Genomic DNA, 18,580 nt, shown 5'->3' on the forward strand with positions numbered 1-18,580 from the left:
AATTTGCCGCCCTTGTCGCCCCAGACAATGGGAATGACCATTCACAAGAGAGGGATAAATTAATATCTCTTTGAATTTATGATTAAAAAAATGATTGTGTATAAAAATTATTCGTATCGGATTGCTGCGAAAGAAGTGTTACACTAGCGCATCTAAAATGAGTGCGGTATTAGCCATCGGGTTGCTGTGAAGCCTGGGGCGGTAGCGTGCTTTTTTCTGCTTATTTATCCGGACAATTTCAACCAAAGAGTCGCTTGTGGAAAAGCCATTTCGAAGAATTCTGATTATAAAAATGCGTTTTCATGGAGACATGTTACTTACCACCCCTGTCATCAGCACGCTGAAGCAGAATTATCCCGATGCAAAAATCGATGTGCTTCTTTACCAGAACACCATACCGATATTGTCGGAAAATCCGGAGATTAATACACTCTACGGCATCAGTAACAAAGGCGCAGGAACAAAAGAGAAGATCAAAAACGCGCTATCGTTAATCAAAAAATTGCGTGCTAACTCGTATGATCTGGTCGTCAATCTCACCGATCAGTGGAGCGTGGCGCTTATTGTGCGTTTTTTAAACGCAAAAATAAAAATCTCGCAGGATTTCGGTAATCGTCAGTCTGCTTTATGGAAAAAAAGCTTTACGTATTTAGTACCTTATGCGGGAGAACATGCTGTTGAGCGCACATTATCCGCGCTAAAGCCGTTAGCGCTAAAACAGTATGTCACGGAAACCACCATGAGCTATCGCCCGGAACATTGGGAAAACATGCGACAACAGCTCAAACAACTTGGTGTGACCCGACAATATGTTGTTATTCAGCCTACGGCACGGCAGTTATTTAAGTGCTGGGATAATGATAAATTCTCTCAGGTTATTGATGCCGTGCAGCGCCGCGGTTATCAAGTTGTACTGACGTCAGGCCCGGCCGCAGACGAGATGGCCTGCGTGGATGCTATTGCACGCGGCTGTGAAACAAAACCGGTTACTGGTCTGGCGGGTAAAACTCGCTTTCCTGAATTGGGCGCGTTGATTGACCATGCGGATCTCTTTATCGGCGTTGATTCGGCCCCTGGTCATATTGCCGCAGCAGTCAAAACGCCGGTCATTTGCCTTTTCGGCGCGACGGATCATGTATTCTGGCGTCCCTGGACCGACGACATCATTCAGTTTTGGGCAGGAAATTATCAGCCGATGCCTGAACGGCATGAGCTTGATCGTAATAAAAAATACCTTTCCGTGATTCCGGCTGAAGATGTTATCGCCGCGACGGAAAAAATGCTGCCGCATGAGGCACGCACCATAGATTTGGACAGCCTGCTATGAGAGTTGCCTTTTGCTTATATAAATATTTTCCTTTTGGCGGTCTGCAGCGTGATTTTATGCGCATTGCCCAAACCGTGGCGGCGCGAGGTCATCAGGTTCGTGTTTATACTCAGTCATGGGAAGGGGAATGCCCGGATAACTTTGAATTAATCCGCGTGCCGGTTAAATCCCGGACGAACCACGGTCGTAACGCAGAATATTATGCCTGGGTGCAACACCATTTGCGCGACCACCCTGTCGATCGGGTGGTTGGATTCAATAAGATGCCGGGCCTTGATGTGTATTACGCCGCAGACGTGTGTTATGCCGAAAAAGTCGCACAGGAAAAAGGATTTTTCTATCGCCTGACATCACGGTATCGGCATTATGCTGCTTTTGAACGCGCCACGTTTGAACACGGCAAGCCGACGCAACTATTAATGCTGACGAATAAGCAGATTGCTGACTTCCAAAAACATTATCAGACTGAAGCGGAGCGTTTCCATATCCTTCCTCCGGGGATTTACCCGGACAGAAAATATAGCCAACAGATCCCAAACAGTCGTCAAATTTATCGTCAGAAAAATGGTATCTCAGAACAGCAAAAATTACTGTTGCAAGTAGGGTCTGACTTTACCCGTAAAGGTGTGGATCGCTCTATTGAAGCGCTGGCATCGCTACCCGAATCTTTACGGCAAAATACGGTGCTCTATGTTGTCGGGCAGGATAAGCCGAAGAAGTTTGCAGCACTGGCTGAAAGAAGCGGCGTCGGCACGAATGTACATTTTTTCTCCGGACGTAATGATATCGCGGAGTTAATGGCGGCAGCCGACCTTTTACTGCATCCAGCCTATCAGGAAGCTGCAGGTATTGTTTTGCTGGAAGCCATTACTGCTGGTTTGCCGGTGCTGACAACCGCGGTGTGCGGTTATGCACATTATATTGTGGATGCAAACTGTGGCGAAGCGATGACTGAACCTTTTCGCCAGGATGCGCTAAATGAGGTTTTACTCAAAGCGCTGACACAGCCTTCCTTACGCAACGCCTGGGCTGAAAATGCGCGGTATTATGCTGATACCCAGGATTTATACAGCTTACCGGAGAAGGCTGCAGATATTATTACAGGTGATTTAGATGGTTGAGCTGAAAGCGCCGTTAACCACACTATGGCACGGTAAAGATGCTTTTGAGGAAGTGAAAACGTTACAGGGCGAAGTGTTCAGAGAGCTGGAGACGCGTCGAACATTGCGGTTTGAGCTGGACGGCAAAAGCTACTTCCTGAAGTGGCATAAAGGCACTTCGCTGAAAGAAATTGTGAAGAACCTGATTTCGTTACGTATGCCTGTTCTGGGCGCTGACAGAGAATGGCACGCCATTCATCGTCTACATGAGCTGGGCGTTGATACGATGCACGGCGTTGGTTTTGGTGAAAAAGGCGTAAACCCGCTAACCAGAACATCATTTATTATCACCGAAGATTTAACGCCCACCATTAGCCTTGAAGACTACTGTGCTGACTGGGCTGTTAATCCACCGGACGCGCAGGTGAAGTGGATGATCATTAAGCGTGTTGCGACTATGGTACGTAAAATGCACGCCGGGGGAATTAATCATCGCGACTGTTATATTTGCCACTTTCTTCTGCATTTACCTTTCACTGGTCGCGAAGAGGATTTAAAAATCTCCGTAATCGACCTGCATCGCGCGCAGATACGTCAGCACGTTCCCCTTCGCTGGCGTGACAAAGATTTAATTGGGCTTTATTTTTCTTCAATGAATATTGGCCTGACTCAGCGAGATATATTCCGGTTTATGCGTGAGTATTTCTCTCTCCCCCTACGAGAGATTTTGCAAAAAGAATCGGGGTTGATTCATCAGGCAGATGTTAAAGCCGCTCGAATTAAAGAAAGAACAATAAGAAAAAATCTGTAATTATAATAATTATGCACTCAGTGAGTAATTTATGAGTGAGACAAGGATAGACAGAATGTCTGACATTAAAAGTTATATTTCAAACCAAAAAAACATAATTCAACATGATGATTTTTTTGGAAGAAGACTGGACATTGCTCTTTGCTTTGATCATGGTTTTATAATGCCAGCAGGTGTGGCAATATATTCCATTATCGAAAATAATAAAGATATTGAATACGCCTTAAAGCCAAAAGAGAGATGTCAGGTAAAAATTACTCTATAGGGTTATATTACTATTTTTGCTATTTAATATCTAAAGTCTTTAGATTAAGGTTTTAACTCTGGAGTATATATGAAAATAGCTTTTATTGGCGAAGCGGTATCCGGTTTTGGAGGGATGGAAACCGTTATTAGCAACGTTATCCATACGTTTGAAAATAGCTCTCCGAAAATCAACTGTGAAATGTTTTTCTTTTGCCGTAATGACAAAATGGATAAAGCATGGCTAAAAGAGATTAAATATGCGCAATCATTCTCAAATATAAAATTAAGTTTTCTTCGTCGAGCTAAGCATGTTTATAATTTTAGTCAATGGCTGAAAGAAACGTCACCAGATATTGTGATATGTATTGATGTCATCTCATGTCTTTATGCCAATAAAGCACGAAAGAAAAGTGGTAAACAGTTTACTATTTTCTCGTGGCCGCATTTTTCGCTCGACCATAAAAAACATGCAGAATGTATAACGTACGCGGATTATCATCTGGCCATAAGTAGTGGTATTAAAGAACAGATGATGGCACGGGGTATCTCAGCGCAAAAGATTAGCGTCGTTTATAATCCTGTCTCTATTAAAACAATCATTGTGCCTCCGCCTGAGCGCGATAAACCCGCTGTATTTCTCTATGTAGGGCGTCTTAAATTTGAAGGACAGAAAAGAGTTAAAGATTTATTTGATGGCTTAGCTCGTACGACAGGGGAATGGCAGCTACATATTATTGGTGATGGCTCAGATTTTGAAAAGTGCCAGGCCTATAGTCGGGAGCTTGGTATTGAGCAGCGTGTGATCTGGTATGGTTGGCAAAGCGCGCCGTGGCAAGTCGTACAGCAAAAAATAAGAAATGTCACCGCGTTACTACTTACCTCTGCATTTGAGGGATTTCCTATGACCCTGCTGGAAGCAATGTCATATGGAATTCCGTGTATTAGTTCTGATTGTATGTCTGGTCCGCGCGATATGATTAAACCCGGTTTGAATGGTGAGCTTTACACCACGGGGACTATAGATGATTTTGTAGGACACCTTAATCGCGTTATTTCTGGTGAAGTAAAATATCAGCATGATATTATTCCCGGCTCGATTGAGAGATTTTACGATGTGCTATATTTTAAAAATTTTAATAATGCGATATTCTCGAAATTACAAAAGTGATCACTATGAGCAGAAAATATTTTGAAGAAGAAGTCATTCAACAGACTTTAGATTATAACTATGCACAACATAGTGATGCTGATAAATTTAATATAGCTTATGGGATTGATAAAAACTTTCTTTTTGGCTGTGGTGTCTCTATTGCATCGGTTCTCCTCGCTAACCCAGAGAAGACGTTAGCTTTCCATGTTTTTACCGATTTCTTTGACTCTGAAGACCAGCAGCGATTTGAGGCATTAGCAAAACAGTACGCTACGCAGATTGTTGTTTACCTAATCGACTGTGAACGCTTAAAATCGCTACCCAGTACCAAAAACTGGACCTATGCAACATACTTTAGATTCATTATTGCCGATTATTTTTCAGATAAAACAGATAGAGTACTTTATCTGGATGCAGATATTGCATGTAAGGGGAGTATTCAGGAACTTATTGATCTTAATTTCACTGAAAATGAGATTGCGGCTGTCGTTGCTGAAGGCGAGTTGGAATGGTGGACTAAACGCTCGGTTAGCCTGGCAACGCCTGGGCTGGTTTCTGGCTATTTTAATGCCGGTTTTATTTTAATTAACATACCTCTTTGGACCGCAGAAAATATCTCTAAGAAAGCGATTGAAATGCTAAAAGATCCGGAGGTAGTACAGCGCATAACGCACCTTGATCAGGATGTATTAAATATATTGTTAGTGAATAAAGCGCGTTTTGTTGATAAAAAATTTAATACACAATTTAGCCTTAACTATGAATTAAAAGATTCAGTTATTAATCCAGTCGATGCTGAGACTGTATTTGTTCATTATATTGGGCCAACGAAGCCCTGGCATAGTTGGGGGGCTTACCCTGTGTCACAATATTTTTTACAGGCTAAGAGCAACTCACCATGGTCTCATTGTGCACTTTTAAATCCAGTCACTAGCCATCAGTTACGTTATGCGGCAAAGCATATGTTTAATCAGAAGCATTATACTTCGGGTATAAATTATTATATAGCCTACTTTAAACGTAAACTTCTTGAATAAAACCCATAGGTGATGTAATGGATTCATTTCCTGAGATAGAAATAGCTGAATATAAAGTTTTTGATGAAAGTAATAATAATGATGATAACGTATTAAACATTTCTTATGGCGTTGATGAAAACTATCTTGATGGTGTGGGGGTATCAATCGCTTCAGTTGTATTAAACAATAATATCCCGCTCGCTTTTCACATTATTTGTGATTCATACTCCCCGTGTTTTGTAAAATATATAGAGCGTTTAGCCGTACAGCATCACATAAAAATTTCTCTTTATCTTATTAAAGTAGAAAGCCTTGAGGTATTGCCTCAAACTAAAGTATGGTCGAGAGCAATGTATTTTCGTTTATTTGCTTTCGATTATCTCAGCAAGAAGGTAAACACCTTACTTTATTTGGATGCCGATGTTGTATGCAAAGGATCTTTGCAAGATCTTCTACAGCTTGATCTGACAGAGAAGATCGCTGCGGTCGTAAAAGATGTTGATTCCATCCAGAATAAGGTAAATGAGAGATTAAGCGCTTTTAATTTACAAGGTGGTTATTTTAACTCCGGCGTGGTTTTTGTTAACCTGAAATTATGGAAAGAGAATGCCTTAACCAAAAAGGCATTTTTACTTTTGGCAGGTAAAGAGGCTGACTCTTTTAAATATCCCGATCAGGATGTTTTGAATATTCTCCTACAGGATAAAGTCATTTTTCTACCGCGACCGTATAATACTATTTATACTATTAAAAGTGAGTTGAAAGATAAGTCACATAAAAAATATAGAAATATAATTAATGATAATACTATTTTAATTCATTATACGGGCGCTACAAAACCATGGCATGCCTGGGCAAATTATCCTTCAGTTATCTATTATAAAAATGCACGACTGAACTCGCCCTGGAAAGATTTTCCCGCAAAAGATGCGCGTACCATAGTCGAATTTAAGAAGCGATATAAACATCTTCTCGTGCAAGGTCATTATTTTAAAGGCCTTCTGGCTGGAAGCGCATATCTTTATCGTAAACTTTTCCACAAATAATTCCCTTCCCTAAATCTCCATTATGATTATTGAAAAAAAGGTTAAAAACTATACCGTCTTTGTCAAAAAAGACGGTGAAAAATACATTGAGATATTCAAAGATTTTCTATCTTATAATCATCAGGTTATTAAAGTCTTTCGTAATATAGAAGATACAAAAGTTGTATTGATTAATACAGACTACGGAAAATATATTCTCAAAGTATTTAGCCCAAAAGTAAAAAATACTGAACGCTTTTTCAAATCGTTAGTAAAAGGAGATTACTACGAAAAGCTTTTTCATCAGACAGATCGTGTGCGGCGTGAAGGGTTTGCGGCGCTTAATGATTTTTACCTGCTGGCGGAAATTAAAACATTACGCTATGTAAAAACATACGTGATGATAATTGAGTATATTGAAGGTATTGAACTTGTTGATATGCCAGAAATTTCTGACGAGGTGAGAGGAAAAATCAAACAGTCGATATATTCTCTGCATCAACATGGTATGGTTTCGGGCGATCCCCATAAAGGTAACTTTATCCTGCAAGGCAATGAGATCAGAATTATCGATTTGTCCGGAAAAAGACCTTCCAGACAACGAAAAGCAAAGGATCGTATTGATTTAGAAAGACATTATGGTATCAAAAATAATGTGAGAGATATCGGATTTTACTTATTGATTTATAAGAAAAAACTTCGAAATTTCTTGCGTCGTATTAAGGGTAAGGAAAAGCGCTGATCAATGTAGCACGTTTGGTTTAATTTAAGGGGCTGACTGACTTTTATTTGCTGCAGCGTTATGACATACTTGAGAGAATTTGAGATGTAATATTAGTTATTGAATATAACATTTATTTATAGGTTGCATGATAAACATACGAGTTTTTTATGGGCAGCGTTAACTTCATAACTCACGCCGATGTTCTGCAACTTATTGCGAAAAGAACGGCTGAAGATTGTATTATTTTTCTTTCTGGTCCTACGTCCAGAAAGACGCCGCTGTCCTTGTTACGAATGAAAGATGTCATTGCAGTTAATGGTTCTGTTCAATATTTGCTAAACAATAACGTCAAGCCATTTTTGTACCTTCTGACGGATGTTCGCTTCCTCCATCGCCGGCGTGAAGATTTTTATAACTTTAGCCGTAACAGTCAGTTTACTATCGTCAATCTTGATGTGTACGAACAGGCTTCAGTGGATGATCAAAAATATATTGAAGAAAACTGTTTAATTATTCGCTCCTTTTATCGCCGAGAAAAAGGGGGCTTTTTAAAGAAAATTAAATTTAATATCCTCAAGCGGGTTCATAAAGCATTACTTATTTCAGTTCCCCTTTCGAAAAGAGGACGACTGGCTGGATTTTGCAAGGATATCAGCATCGGGTATTGCTCTTGCCATACTATTGCTTATACCGCTATTCAGGTTGCCTATTCCCTCAAGTATGGCCGTATTATATGTTCTGGGCTTGACTTAACAGGAAGTTGCCCACGTTTCTATGACGAATCTACCAGCCCTATGCCATCTGAGCTTAGTAAAGATCTGTTTAAAATACTGCCATTTTTTACTTTTATGAGAAAAAATGTGAGTGATTTAAATATCTTTAATTTATCAGATGATACTGCAATTCATTACGAGATTATTCCATATATTACAGCCTCGGAACTTGAGGATGAAATATATTACGATAAAATTGTCTAGATACTAGATAAATCATTATTTTGCGTTGCTTCGGCACGCATTTCTTTTTCTATAACATTTCTTTTTCTATAAAGTTAACTATTCTGGATTATAGCTATTATGATTAAAAAAATCATATTTACTGTTACTCCTATATTTTCAATTCCTCCACGTGGCGCGGCTGCGGTAGAAACCTGGATTTACCAGGTTGCAAAACGACTATCAATACCGAATGCTATTGCTTGTATAAAGAATGCTGGCTATCCTGAATATAATAAAATAAACGATAACTGTGATATTCATTACATTGGGTTTAGTAAAGTTTATAAGCGTCTTTTTCAGAAATGGACTCGTCTCGACCCATTACCCTATTCCCAGCGCATCCTTAATATTAGAGATAAAGTGACTACCCAGGAAGATAGCGTCATTGTTATTCATAATAGTATGAAACTGTATCGGCAGATCAGAGAGCGCAATCCAAATGCAAAACTGGTTATGCACATGCATAACGCATTTGAACCAGAACTTCCTGATAACGATGCAAAAATTATCGTGCCCAGTCAGTTTCTTAAAGCGTTTTATGAAGAAAGATTGCCTGCCGCTGCTGTTAGTATTGTGCCTAATGGTTTTTGTGCTGAGACTTATAAAAGAAACCCACAAGATAATCTTCGTCAGCAATTAAATATTGCGGAAGATGCCACCGTTCTCTTATATGCCGGGAGAATTTCGCCTGATAAAGGCATCCTGTTGCTTTTGCAGGCGTTCAAAAAATTACGTACCTTAAGAAGTAATATTAAACTTGTCGTTGTTGGCGACCCTTATGCAAGCCGCAAGGGTGAAAAAGCAGAGTATCAAAAGAAAGTACTGGACGCCGCAAAAGAGATTGGAACTGATTGTATTATGGCTGGGGGGCAATCTCCTGACCAGATGCATAACTTCTATCATATAGCCGATCTGGTTATTGTGCCATCTCAGGTTGAAGAAGCATTTTGCATGGTGGCTGTAGAAGCGATGGCAGCAGGAAAAGCGGTTCTTGCCAGCAAAAAAGGGGGGATTAGCGAATTTGTGTTAGATGGCATAACGGGCTATCACCTCGCAGAGCCTATGTCGAGCGAAAGTATAATTAATGATATTAACCGTGCGCTTGCTGATAAGGAACGCCACCAGATTGCCGAAAAAGCAAAATCCCTGGTGTTTTCAAAATACAGTTGGGAAAATGTAGCGCAGCGTTTCGAGGAACAAATGAAAAGCTGGTTTGATAAGTGATTGAGTCCGGATGATGAAAAACGCGCTGATACCGTAATAAGTATCAGCGCGTTTTTTTATCTATTTCTTAGCGCCAGCAGAAAACCGGTAATGATACCAATTTGAGCAATATCGACCTGTTCAAAATTGCCACGAACGATATAAAAACCGACGAAAGATAAAAATAGCAAGAGATGAGCATTGTAGGGGCTTATCTCTGCTTTCCTGAAGGTAGAGCTGGCTGTTTCCCTGATGATAGCGCCATATAAATAGGCCAGACTCGCCAGACCCAATATGCCTGCACTAAACCAGATGTACAGAATGGTATTATGCGGACCGATAGATTCTTTAAAGGTCCACGTTGGATAATCGACAACGCGTTTATTATAAACACCATCATACACATCATTACCATAGCCGTAGCCCTTGATCGGGTTTTCCTGAATCAGTATCCACGCGGTGCCCTGGGTTCCGTTAGTATAACGAGATGAGCTATCTGTCTGCTGTAATTTATAAAGTAAATGTTCTGAATCTGATTGGTTATTATGTTGAGTGATAACCAAAGCGCCGATGATGGCTAATAAAATGGCACCGACTCCTATTAACTTCCATTGGCGATTCAGTATTGCCCACAGCGCACCTACTATGAGCACCGCCAACCATGCCCCTCGCGATAGGGTTCCCAGGATAAAGAAAAGATAGATTGCGCTAAGCACCAAAAAAACCAACTTAAGTGCATTTTTTCTAAACAGCCAAATATTCAATAATGCTGGAAATAAGAAAACCATGGAATCGGACATATGTCGATGCGCATAGCTCATGAATGGCATAATCCCTTTATTATAGTCCTCGATATATAGAATACTCTCTGCAAGGCAGCGAAGTCCTAAACTTGTTAAAAAGGAGAAAAGTACTATTTTCGCAACCGTTTCTTTTGTTTCATCTTTTAATAGTACGGGAATTAATAAAGTATATAATAAGAAACCCTCCAGTACCGTATTTTCAAATTCCTTGAAGCTTTCTTTCATATCTGGCGATATGAGTATGGAATAAACAAGGATTAATGATAATACTGCTACGCTATAAAATACGCTATTTTTGAAAAGAGGGGGGAAACTTTTCGGTGAGCGTGAGACCTGATAAATCGCGGTGATAACCATAAGTATGATTATCAAATGTTTATAACGCGTAATACCATCCAGAAAATACGTGGCAACAAAAAGATAAACCAGCGCTTTATTCCAGATCGGTTTCCATTTCTCTTTATTTAACGTTAATGATGTGGTTAGCATCTTTTCTCCACAATAGGTTTGGGATGAGACAGAGTCTCTTTAATGAATCTTTCCAAATACGCTTGTGGCATCTAAATTCGCCAGGTTCTGTTCTGGTGAGCAGCATGCCATTTGGTTCTTCCCATAACCTCCAATTAACCCAGGGTCCGTTGGGCCATATAGCGTAATATTCGGTCTGTCGAGCGCGGCGGTGAGATGGCTCAGGCCGGTATCAACCGATACGACAAATTTTGCGCCAGCCAGCACTCTGGCGACCTCCTCCAGGCTCATGCGCGGTAACACATCCACATAGTCAAAGCCTTCGGCCAGTCGTTTAGCACGGGCCTCCTCATGAGGCGCGCCCCAGGGAAGTTTTATCCGTAATCCGGTGTTGCCCACCATACCGATAAGCTCGCGCCAGTTTGCTTCCGGCCAGTGTTTATCATCGCGGGTCGTGGCATGTAAAAACACCGCATACGGATCGCTAACCGCCTGCTGGCAATGCAGAAAATGTTTTGCGATGGCATAATCGCCCTGCGACTGCGGTTTATCGTATCCCAGGCTTTTGGCGAACAGCTCGCGCGTCCGTTCAACCGCATGTTGTTGCTTTGCGATATGGTGTTTACGGTTATAAAACAGGCTGGCCAGTGGTTCGCGGGCGGTACTCCAGTCCATACCGTGCTTTATCCCATGCGCCAGACGCGTCACCAGCGCCGCGCTTTTTACCAGCCCCTGCGCATCAATCACAGCGTCGTATTGGTATGCGCATACCGCCCGATGAAAGGCTGTGCGTTCCGCTTTAATGGGCGCGGAAAACCAGGCTTTGCGCCAACGGCGAATAGCGACGGGAATCACGCGATCGACAGCACTGTGCCAGGACGGAATTTGCGCAAACCCTTCTTCGACAACCCAATCAAATTGAATCCCCGGAATCGCCTGTTGCGCGTCGGTAAGCGCAGGCAGGGTATGTAATACGTCGCCCATCGATGATGTTTTAACGATCAAAACCCGCATTAAACGCCCTCTTCCGACAACAGCGAATGAAGCTCTTCCAGAACCCGCTGCGGCGTGATATCGATCAGGCTCTGGTGATAGCCTTGCGCCGTATCACCTTTACGCACTTTGTGATAACCCGTAATGAGACGAATCACCCGGGCCTTATGAGACAGCGGCGGCGTGAAATCCGGGCTACTTGGGCCATACAAGGCGACCAGCGGGCGGTCGAGCGCCGCCGCGACGTGCATCAGCCCGGAATCGTTAGTGACGATGGCTTTACAGGCGGCTATCAGAATGACGGCCTGTTCCAGCTGGGTTTCCCCCGCCAGGTTGCGACACCATGCCTGCTGCTCGCTATTCAGCGCCGCCAGGATCTCATTTCCGGCTTCATGGTCTTTTGCCGAGCCAAACAGTACGACCTGATACCCTTCGTTAATGAGCTGTTTTGCCAGTTCGGCGTAGTGATAGTGCGGCCAACGTTTTGCCGGGCCAAATTCCGCGCCGGGGCAAAAGCCGATCAGAGGACGTTCAGAAGATAGTGAAAAGTCGCTGCACATCAACGATTTTTCACCCTCGCTAACCTGGAGCTGTGGCCAGAGTAGCGGCTGCGGCAGATCTTTCGCCGTGCGCATCACGCCCTTGTCATAAGCCAGCGCCACGTAGCGCTCTACCATCAGCGGCCAGGCGTCTTTATCAAGGACGCGCGCATCGTTCAGCAGGCCATAGCGCATTTCGCCGCGCCAGCCGGTACGGTGCGGGATATTGGCAAAGAAAGGAATCAGCGCCGATTTAAACGAATTTGGCAGCACCCAGGCGCGATCGTAGCGCTTCTCTCGCAGGCTATGGCCCAATCTGCGGCGCTCGCCTATTTCCAGCGCGCCGTGGCCCAGCGGCATGGGTATCGCCTCGTTAACTTCCGGCATACGCGATAACAACGGACGGCACCAGGCGGGCGCCATCACGTCGATTATCGCCTGGGGATAGCGCGCTTTAAGCGTGCGATAGAGACTTTGCGACATCATCATGTCGCCCACCCAGGACGGGCCAATGACCAAAATTTTCATACTTACGCGTCGCGGTTCAGCCAGGCCATATACTCCGTGACGCCTTCGGCGACGGTCTTAAAGGGTTTGTCATAGCCCGCGTTGCGTAGATTGGTTAAATCCGCCTGCGTAAACGCCTGATAGCGGCCTTTCAGCTTATCCGGGAACGGAATGTATTCAATGCTGCCTTTTTTATGGTATGCCAGCGTCGCGTCGGCGACGGCCTGGAAAGATTCCGCGCGGCCTGTGCCCAGGTTAAAGATGCCGGACTTGCCGCTTTCCAGGAACCACAGGTTAACGGCGGCCACATCGCCCACGTAAACGAAGTCGCGCTTGAAGTTTTCGCTGCCTTCAAACAGTTTCGGGCTTTCGCCGTTGTTTAACTGTGTATTCAGATGAAATGCCACGCTTGCCATGCTGCCTTTATGGCCTTCACGTGGTCCATAGACGTTGAAATAGCGGAAACCGACAATCTGCGAGTTCGCTTCTGGCAGGATCTGGCGCACATATTCATCAAACAGGAATTTAGAATAGCCGTAAACGTTAAGCGGTTTTTCGTATTCGCGCGATTCGATGAAATCAGACGTGCGACCGCCATAGGTGGCGGCAGAAGAGGCGTAGAGGAACGGGATTTCGCGCTCAAGACAATAGTGCAGCAGCTCTTTGGAGTATTGATAGTTATTATCCATCATATACTTGCCGTCCCACTCGGTGGTGGAAGAGCAGGCGCCTTCATGGAAAATAGCTTCGATATCGCCGAGCTCTTCTCCGGACATAATCTGGATCAGGAAATCTTCCTTATCCATATAGTCAGCAATGTTCAGATCCACCAGGTTTACAAACTTGGTGCCGTCTTTCAGGTTATCCACCACCAGAATATCGGTGATACCTTTATCATTCAGGGCCTTAACGATATTGCTGCCGATAAAGCCCGCGCCGCCGGTAACGATGATCATAACTGTAACCTTTGAATTATGGTGTCAGAGACTGTCTCAGACATGAATGCTCTTATCATAACACTATTCATCCATTCACTGATAACCCGTGAGGATACGCGTGATTTATGCTGCATTTTAAAGAAGTGATGACGCGTCATCTCGTATCAACGTATCGCTTTGGGTAATATGTGCTGAAATTTGCCCAGTCTGGAGAATCGCAATGCGTGGGGATTTTTACAAACAGTTAACCAACGATCTGGAAACCGCTCGGGCGGAAGGATTGTTTAAAGAAGAGCGCATTATTACGTCTGCGCAGCAGGCGGATATCACCGTGGCGGATGGAAGCCACGTTATTAACTTTTGCGCCAATAACTATCTCGGGCTGGCGAATCACCCTGAGCTGATTAATGCCGCAAAAGCGGGCATGGACAGCCACGGTTTCGGTATGGCGTCCGTGCGTTTTATCTGCGGCACCCAGGACAGCCACAAAGCGCTGGAGCAAAAGCTGGCAAGCTTCCTCGGCATGGAAGATGCGATTCTGTATTCCTCCTGTTTCGACGCTAACGGCGGCTTGTTTGAGACGTTGCTGGGCGCGGAAGACGCTATTATTTCCGACGCGCTGAACCACGCGTCTATCATTGACGGCGTGCGTTTGTGTAAAGCGAAGCGCTATCGCTATGCCAACAACGATATGGCTGAGCTGGAAGCGCGGCTGAAAGAGGCGCGTGAGGCCGGCGCGCGTCATGTCCTGATCGCCACCGACGGCGTGTTCTCAATGGATGGCGTCATCGCCAATCTGAAAGGCGTCTGTGATCTGGCCGATAAATACGATGCGCTGGTGATGGTTGATGATTCTCACGCGGTAGGCTTTGTCGGCGAAAACGGTCGTGGTTCCCATGAATACTGCGACGTAATGGGCCGCGTAGATATTATTACCGGTACGCTGGGCAAAGCGTTAGGCGGCGCATCCGGCGGCTATACCGCGGCGCGTAAAGAGGTCGTTGAGTGGTTGCGTCAGCGTTCCCGCCCATATCTGTTCTCCAACTCCCTGGCGCCGGCGATCGTGGCGGCTTCTATTAAAGTGTTAGAGATGGTGGAAGCGGGCGCAGAACTGCGCGATCGCTTGTGGGCGAACGCCCGGCAGTTCCGTGAGCAGATGTCTGCCGCGGGATTTACGCTGGCAGGCGCGGATCACGCCATCATCCCGGTAATGCTGGGAGATGCGGTTGTCGCGCAGAAATTTGCCCGCGAACTGCAAAAAGAGGGCATTTACGTTACCGGTTTCTTCTATCCGGTCGTACCAAAAGGTCAGGCGCGTATTCGTACCCAGATGTCTGCGGCGCATACGCCTGAGCAAATTACGCGTGCGGTAGACGCGTTCACGCGTATTGGTAAACAACTGGGCGTGATTGCCTGAGGATGTAAGATGAAAGCGTTATCCAAACTGAAAGCGGAAGAGGGCATCTGGATGACCGACGTTCCGGAACCGGAAGTCGGCCATAACGATTTACTGATTAAAATCCGTAAAACAGCCATCTGCGGTACTGACGTTCACATCTATAACTGGGATGACTGGTCGCAAAAAACCATCCCGGTTCCGATGGTCGTGGGGCATGAATATGTCGGCGAAGTGGTCGGCATCGGTCAGGAAGTGAAAGGCTTTAAAATTGGCGATCGCGTCTCCGGCGAAGGTCATATCACCTGCGGTCATTGCCGCAACTGCCGTGGCGGTCGTACTCACCTGTGTCGCAACACCACCGGCGTGGGTGTCAATCGTCCCGGCTGCTTCGCGGAATACCTGGTCATCCCGGCGTTCAATGCGTTTAAAATCCCGGATAACATTTCTGATGATTTAGCCTCTATTTTCGACCCGTTTGGTAATGCGGTGCATACGGCGTTGTCTTTCGATCTGGTCGGCGAAGATGTACTGGTATCGGGGGCGGGGCCAATCGGCGTAATGGCCGCCGCGGTGGCGAAACATGTCGGCGCGCGTCATGTGGTGATTACTGACGTCAATGAATACCGTCTGGAGCTGGCGCGTAAAATGGGCGTCACCCGCGCGGTCAACGTCGCGAAAGAGAGCCTGAACGACGTCATGGCGGAGCTGGGAATGACCGAAGGATTCGATGTGGGTCTGGAGATGTCCGGCGCGCCGCCGGCGTTTCGTACCATGCTGGACACCATGAATCACGGCGGTCGTATTGCGATGCTGGGGATTCCGCCATCAGATATGTCTATCGACTGGACAAAAGTTATCTTTAAAGGCTTGTTCATTAAAGGTATTTATGGTCGTGAGATGTTCGAAACGTGGTACAAAATGGCGGCGCTGATCCAGTCCGGTCTGGATCTGTCACCGATTATCACCCATCGTTTCTCTATTGATGATTTCCAGAAAGGTTTTGACGCCATGCGTTCAGGCCAGTCAGGAAAAGTTATTCTGAGCTGGGATTAATATGTATAGAGACCCGATAATTTTATCGGGTCTGATATACGTTTCATCGTAAAAGGTTGGTGTCATTCGCCAACCTTTTTTGTTAGGGAAAATCTGGAAAGCAGTAAAGAATTGTCATAGACATCAAGCATTCGTAATTGCGCTTTACTCTTATTTTACTCGCTAACGTCACGCTCTACTCTGAGTTTTGTGCTTGCTTTTTACTGTAAAAATTAATTATGGCGGCTTAATAGTTTCTTAATAGAGCCACAGTATAAAGGCAGGGTAAATTAAGGTTTTTCTGGTAATCGTTATGAAAAATAGTAAAACCAAAGTGAGTATCATTGTCCCGTTATATAATGCGGGAGCGGATTTTAATGCTTGCATGGCGTCGTTAATCGCGCAAACGTGGTCGGCGCTGGAAATTATTATTGTGAATGATGGATCGACGGATCATTCCGTTGAGATAGCAAAACATTACGCGGAACATTACCCGCATGTTCGACTGCTTCATCAGGCCAATGCTGGCGCATCTGTCGCCCGTAATCTTGGCCTGCAAGCGGCGACCGGCGATTACGTCGCCTTTGTCGATGCAGATGACCTGGTCTATCCGAAGATGTATGAAACGCTGATGACCATGGCGCTTAACGATGATCTGGACGTTGCGCAGTGCAACGCGGACTGGTGCGTCCGAAAAACCGGGCACGCCTGGCAATCTATTCCGACCGATCGTCTGCGCTCCACCGGAGTATTAAGTGGACCGGATTGGTTGCGTATGGCGCTGGCCTCGCGGCGCTGGACGCATGTTGTCTGGATGGGCGTTTATCGACGTGCGCTGATTATCGATAACAATATTACTTTCGTTCCCGGACTACATCATCAGGACATATTATGGTCGACGGAAGTTATGTTTAATGCCACGCGCGTACGTTATACCGAACAATCATTATATAAATATTTCCTGCATGATAATTCGGTAAGCCGTTTGCAAAGACAAGGCAATAAAAATCTTAATTATCAGCGGCATTATATTAAAATTACGCGATTATTAGAAAAGCTCAATCGTGATTATGCCCGTCGTATTCCGATTTACCCGGAATTTCGCCAGCAAATTACCTGGGAAGCGTTACGTGTTTGTCATGCGGTACGTAAAGAGCCTGATATTTTGACCCGCCAGCGTATGATTGCCGAAATTTTTACTTCTGGCATGTATAGACGGATGATGGCTAACGTCCGCAGCGCGAAAGCAGCTTATCAGACGCTGCTCTGGTCCTTCCGGCTGTGGCAATGGCGCGACAAAACCTTGTCACACCGTCGTATGGCCCGTAAGGCGCTCAATCTGTCTTAGCGCTCACGTTTTTAGGCGCGGCGATTTTCCCCCAGCCTTGCCACTGGTGCTGAAACCAGACAACCACGGAACTTTGCGTAATGCTCTCACCGATGACGCTGAAAAAGCGCGTAGCGTAGACCGGTTGCAGCGGTTTTTTCGGCTTGCACATCTTCACGCCGCGAAAGGGATTGCGCGGCGCGTCAATTTTCTGCGGCGTCAAATCAGGTCGAGACGTATCTACCTGCGGTTCGTTGAGCAGGCTGCCTGGACGTACCAGGGTGATATCCGCCGGCAGGCGATAAACCATCTGTTGCAGCACGCGAACCGTTGCGGGATGCGGATGTCCAATCGCGATAGCGGAACCGTTGCGACGGGCCAGTTCGATAGCGCGATTAAACTGACGGCGAATATCCGCCTCGTTTTGCGTATCGTCGAGGAACACTTTGCGCTTGATCACTTTCACACCCGTACCGGATGCCGCGCGCATCGCCTGGCTATTGCCAATCGTCATGCTGTCGAGAAAATAGAGATTGTAATGTTCCAGCGCCTGCATAACTTTTTGCATACCGAACAGGCTGGAAGTCATTGCGCTGCCCATGTGGTTATTAAGCCCGACGGCATACGGCACGTTGTTTACCGCCTCGCGGATAATGCGCTCGATCTCATCGCTGCTCATATCTGGTCGCAGCGTATCCTTCTCCAACGGCTGTTTGCTTAGCGGCGCCATCGGCAGATGGATTAACACCTCATGCCCGCTATTGTGCGCTTTAGTTGCCATTTCGCGCGCGTGCGGCGCGTTGGGCAGTACGGCGACGGAGATGTTTGGCGGCAGCGCCAGAACCTGGTTTTCCGTGTGCGGGCGATAGCCAAAATCATCAATCACGATGGCGAGCTTGCCAGCGAAAACGGGATGTGCAAACGCCAGCAAAGTGGCCAGCGTGAGAATGGAGCGACGAAACTGAGGCAAA

At 45.3% G+C, this 18,580-nt stretch carries 17 protein-coding genes and 1 pseudogene; 13 read left to right on the plus strand and 5 right to left on the minus strand.

Annotation, left to right across the window (positions count from 1 at the left end; all coding sequences use genetic code 11):
- Nucleotides 1-256: 256 nt before the first annotated feature.
- From rfaQ to K8W53_RS00615, 10 genes and pseudogenes are all read left to right on the plus strand, one after another.
- Nucleotides 257-1,327 (plus strand): lipopolysaccharide core heptosyltransferase RfaQ, encoded by a 1,071-nt coding sequence (gene rfaQ, locus K8W53_RS00570; RefSeq protein ID WP_072106017.1) that lies wholly within the window; start codon nucleotides 257-259, stop codon nucleotides 1,325-1,327.
- Complete coding sequence (locus tag K8W53_RS00575) at nucleotides 1,324-2,448, plus strand: glycosyltransferase family 4 protein (protein ID WP_001261577.1); 1,125 nt, start codon at nucleotides 1,324-1,326, stop codon at nucleotides 2,446-2,448. The genes rfaQ and K8W53_RS00575 overlap by 4 nt, the downstream gene beginning before the upstream one ends.
- On the plus strand, nucleotides 2,441-3,238 hold the full coding sequence (rfaP, locus tag K8W53_RS00580) for a lipopolysaccharide core heptose(I) kinase RfaP (protein ID WP_023225111.1): 798 nt from the start codon (nucleotides 2,441-2,443) through the stop codon (nucleotides 3,236-3,238). Before K8W53_RS00575 ends, rfaP begins: the two co-directional genes overlap by 8 nt.
- A 55-nt stretch (nucleotides 3,239-3,293) precedes the next feature.
- Nucleotides 3,294-3,455, plus strand: a pseudogene (locus tag K8W53_RS00585) (glycosyltransferase family 8 protein); the annotation flags it as partial.
- Nucleotides 3,456-3,572: 117 nt separating this feature from the next.
- Nucleotides 3,573-4,652, plus strand: a complete 1,080-nt coding sequence (waaB, locus tag K8W53_RS00590; protein WP_023225110.1) for a lipopolysaccharide 1,6-galactosyltransferase — start codon at nucleotides 3,573-3,575, stop codon at nucleotides 4,650-4,652.
- A gap of 5 nt (nucleotides 4,653-4,657) precedes the next feature.
- Nucleotides 4,658-5,671 carry a lipopolysaccharide 3-alpha-galactosyltransferase gene (gene waaO, locus K8W53_RS00595; protein WP_000088490.1) on the plus strand — a complete coding sequence of 338 codons (1,014 nt, stop codon included), beginning with the start codon at nucleotides 4,658-4,660 and terminating at the stop codon, nucleotides 5,669-5,671.
- Nucleotides 5,672-5,688: 17 nt separating this feature from the next.
- Nucleotides 5,689-6,699: a lipopolysaccharide 1,2-glucosyltransferase RfaJ gene (rfaJ, locus tag K8W53_RS00600; RefSeq protein WP_045342571.1), complete on the plus strand. Its 1,011-nt coding sequence runs from the start codon at nucleotides 5,689-5,691 to the stop codon at nucleotides 6,697-6,699.
- A 22-nt stretch (nucleotides 6,700-6,721) separates the two neighbouring features.
- The gene (gene rfaY, locus K8W53_RS00605; protein WP_000582820.1) at nucleotides 6,722-7,420 is read left to right on the plus strand and encodes a lipopolysaccharide core heptose(II) kinase RfaY; all 699 of its coding nucleotides are present in this window, start codon (nucleotides 6,722-6,724) and stop codon (nucleotides 7,418-7,420) included.
- A gap of 149 nt (nucleotides 7,421-7,569) precedes the next feature.
- Entirely contained in the window at nucleotides 7,570-8,379 is an 810-nt protein-coding gene (gene waaZ / locus K8W53_RS00610; RefSeq protein WP_023225108.1) for a 3-deoxy-D-manno-oct-2-ulosonate III transferase WaaZ, read from the plus strand.
- 99 nt (nucleotides 8,380-8,478) lie between these two features.
- Entirely contained in the window at nucleotides 8,479-9,624 is a 1,146-nt protein-coding gene (locus K8W53_RS00615; protein WP_052939260.1) for a lipopolysaccharide N-acetylglucosaminyltransferase, read from the plus strand.
- 56 nt (nucleotides 9,625-9,680) lie between these two features.
- Here K8W53_RS00615 and rfaL read toward each other — a convergent pair whose 3' ends face one another.
- From rfaL to rfaD, 4 genes are read right to left on the minus strand one after another with little or no spacing between them, the layout of a single operon-like run.
- A complete protein-coding gene (rfaL, locus tag K8W53_RS00620) occupies nucleotides 9,681-10,895 on the minus strand; it encodes an O-antigen ligase RfaL (protein ID WP_058654684.1) in 1,215 nt (404 codons plus the stop codon).
- 39 nt (nucleotides 10,896-10,934) lie between these two features.
- Complete coding sequence (gene rfaC / locus K8W53_RS00625; RefSeq protein ID WP_001264617.1) at nucleotides 10,935-11,888, minus strand: lipopolysaccharide heptosyltransferase RfaC; 954 nt, start codon at nucleotides 11,886-11,888, stop codon at nucleotides 10,935-10,937.
- Nucleotides 11,888-12,934, minus strand: a complete 1,047-nt coding sequence (rfaF, locus tag K8W53_RS00630) for an ADP-heptose--LPS heptosyltransferase RfaF (RefSeq protein ID WP_000699196.1) — start codon at nucleotides 12,932-12,934, stop codon at nucleotides 11,888-11,890. The genes rfaC and rfaF overlap by 1 nt, the downstream gene beginning before the upstream one ends.
- A 2-nt stretch (nucleotides 12,935-12,936) precedes the next feature.
- A complete protein-coding gene (gene rfaD, locus K8W53_RS00635) occupies nucleotides 12,937-13,869 on the minus strand; it encodes an ADP-glyceromanno-heptose 6-epimerase (protein ID WP_000587771.1) in 933 nt (310 codons plus the stop codon).
- 202 nt (nucleotides 13,870-14,071) lie between these two features.
- Between rfaD and kbl the strand changes: the two genes are divergently transcribed.
- The 3 genes from kbl (at nucleotide 14,072) to K8W53_RS00650 (ending at nucleotide 17,630) form a co-directional block, all read left to right on the plus strand.
- Nucleotides 14,072-15,268 carry a glycine C-acetyltransferase gene (kbl, locus tag K8W53_RS00640; protein ID WP_001213790.1) on the plus strand — a complete coding sequence of 399 codons (1,197 nt, stop codon included), beginning with the start codon at nucleotides 14,072-14,074 and terminating at the stop codon, nucleotides 15,266-15,268.
- A 9-nt stretch (nucleotides 15,269-15,277) separates the two neighbouring features.
- On the plus strand, nucleotides 15,278-16,303 hold the full coding sequence (tdh, locus tag K8W53_RS00645; RefSeq protein ID WP_000645990.1) for an L-threonine 3-dehydrogenase: 1,026 nt from the start codon (nucleotides 15,278-15,280) through the stop codon (nucleotides 16,301-16,303).
- A gap of 292 nt (nucleotides 16,304-16,595) precedes the next feature.
- On the plus strand, nucleotides 16,596-17,630 hold the full coding sequence (locus K8W53_RS00650) for a glycosyltransferase (protein WP_000798198.1): 1,035 nt from the start codon (nucleotides 16,596-16,598) through the stop codon (nucleotides 17,628-17,630).
- Here the strand turns inward: K8W53_RS00650 and K8W53_RS00655 are convergent.
- Entirely contained in the window at nucleotides 17,617-18,579 is a 963-nt protein-coding gene (locus K8W53_RS00655; RefSeq protein WP_001135513.1) for a divergent polysaccharide deacetylase family protein, read from the minus strand. The two genes, K8W53_RS00650 and K8W53_RS00655, sit on opposite strands and share 14 nt — an antisense overlap.
- Nucleotide 18,580 lies beyond the last annotated feature (1 nt).

The organism is Salmonella sp. A29-2, assembly GCF_020150755.1.
Classification (GTDB): domain Bacteria; phylum Pseudomonadota; class Gammaproteobacteria; order Enterobacterales; family Enterobacteriaceae; genus Salmonella; species Salmonella enterica.

What these genes read in the sequence shown, in the direction of transcription:
- K8W53_RS00650 (WP_000798198.1), top strand. Translation starts at nt 16,596, where the DNA reads ATGAAAAATAGTAAAACCAAAGTGAGTATCATTGTCCCGTTATATAAT.
- rfaF (WP_000699196.1), bottom strand. Translation starts at nt 12,934, where the DNA reads ATGAAAATTTTGGTCATTGGCCCGTCCTGGGTGGGCGACATGATGATG.
- rfaP (WP_023225111.1), top strand. Translation starts at nt 2,441, where the DNA reads ATGGTTGAGCTGAAAGCGCCGTTAACCACACTATGGCACGGTAAAGAT.
- rfaJ (WP_045342571.1), top strand. Translation starts at nt 5,689, where the DNA reads ATGGATTCATTTCCTGAGATAGAAATAGCTGAATATAAAGTTTTTGAT.
- waaB (WP_023225110.1), top strand. Translation starts at nt 3,573, where the DNA reads ATGAAAATAGCTTTTATTGGCGAAGCGGTATCCGGTTTTGGAGGGATG.
- tdh (WP_000645990.1), top strand. Translation starts at nt 15,278, where the DNA reads ATGAAAGCGTTATCCAAACTGAAAGCGGAAGAGGGCATCTGGATGACC.
- K8W53_RS00615 (WP_052939260.1), top strand. Translation starts at nt 8,479, where the DNA reads ATGATTAAAAAAATCATATTTACTGTTACTCCTATATTTTCAATTCCT.
- rfaC (WP_001264617.1), bottom strand. Translation starts at nt 11,888, where the DNA reads ATGCGGGTTTTGATCGTTAAAACATCATCGATGGGCGACGTATTACAT.
- waaZ (WP_023225108.1), top strand. Translation starts at nt 7,570, where the DNA reads ATGGGCAGCGTTAACTTCATAACTCACGCCGATGTTCTGCAACTTATT.
- kbl (WP_001213790.1), top strand. Translation starts at nt 14,072, where the DNA reads ATGCGTGGGGATTTTTACAAACAGTTAACCAACGATCTGGAAACCGCT.
- rfaY (WP_000582820.1), top strand. Translation starts at nt 6,722, where the DNA reads ATGATTATTGAAAAAAAGGTTAAAAACTATACCGTCTTTGTCAAAAAA.
- waaO (WP_000088490.1), top strand. Translation starts at nt 4,658, where the DNA reads ATGAGCAGAAAATATTTTGAAGAAGAAGTCATTCAACAGACTTTAGAT.
- rfaL (WP_058654684.1), bottom strand. Translation starts at nt 10,895, where the DNA reads ATGCTAACCACATCATTAACGTTAAATAAAGAGAAATGGAAACCGATC.
- K8W53_RS00575 (WP_001261577.1), top strand. Translation starts at nt 1,324, where the DNA reads ATGAGAGTTGCCTTTTGCTTATATAAATATTTTCCTTTTGGCGGTCTG.
- rfaD (WP_000587771.1), bottom strand. Translation starts at nt 13,869, where the DNA reads ATGATCATCGTTACCGGCGGCGCGGGCTTTATCGGCAGCAATATCGTT.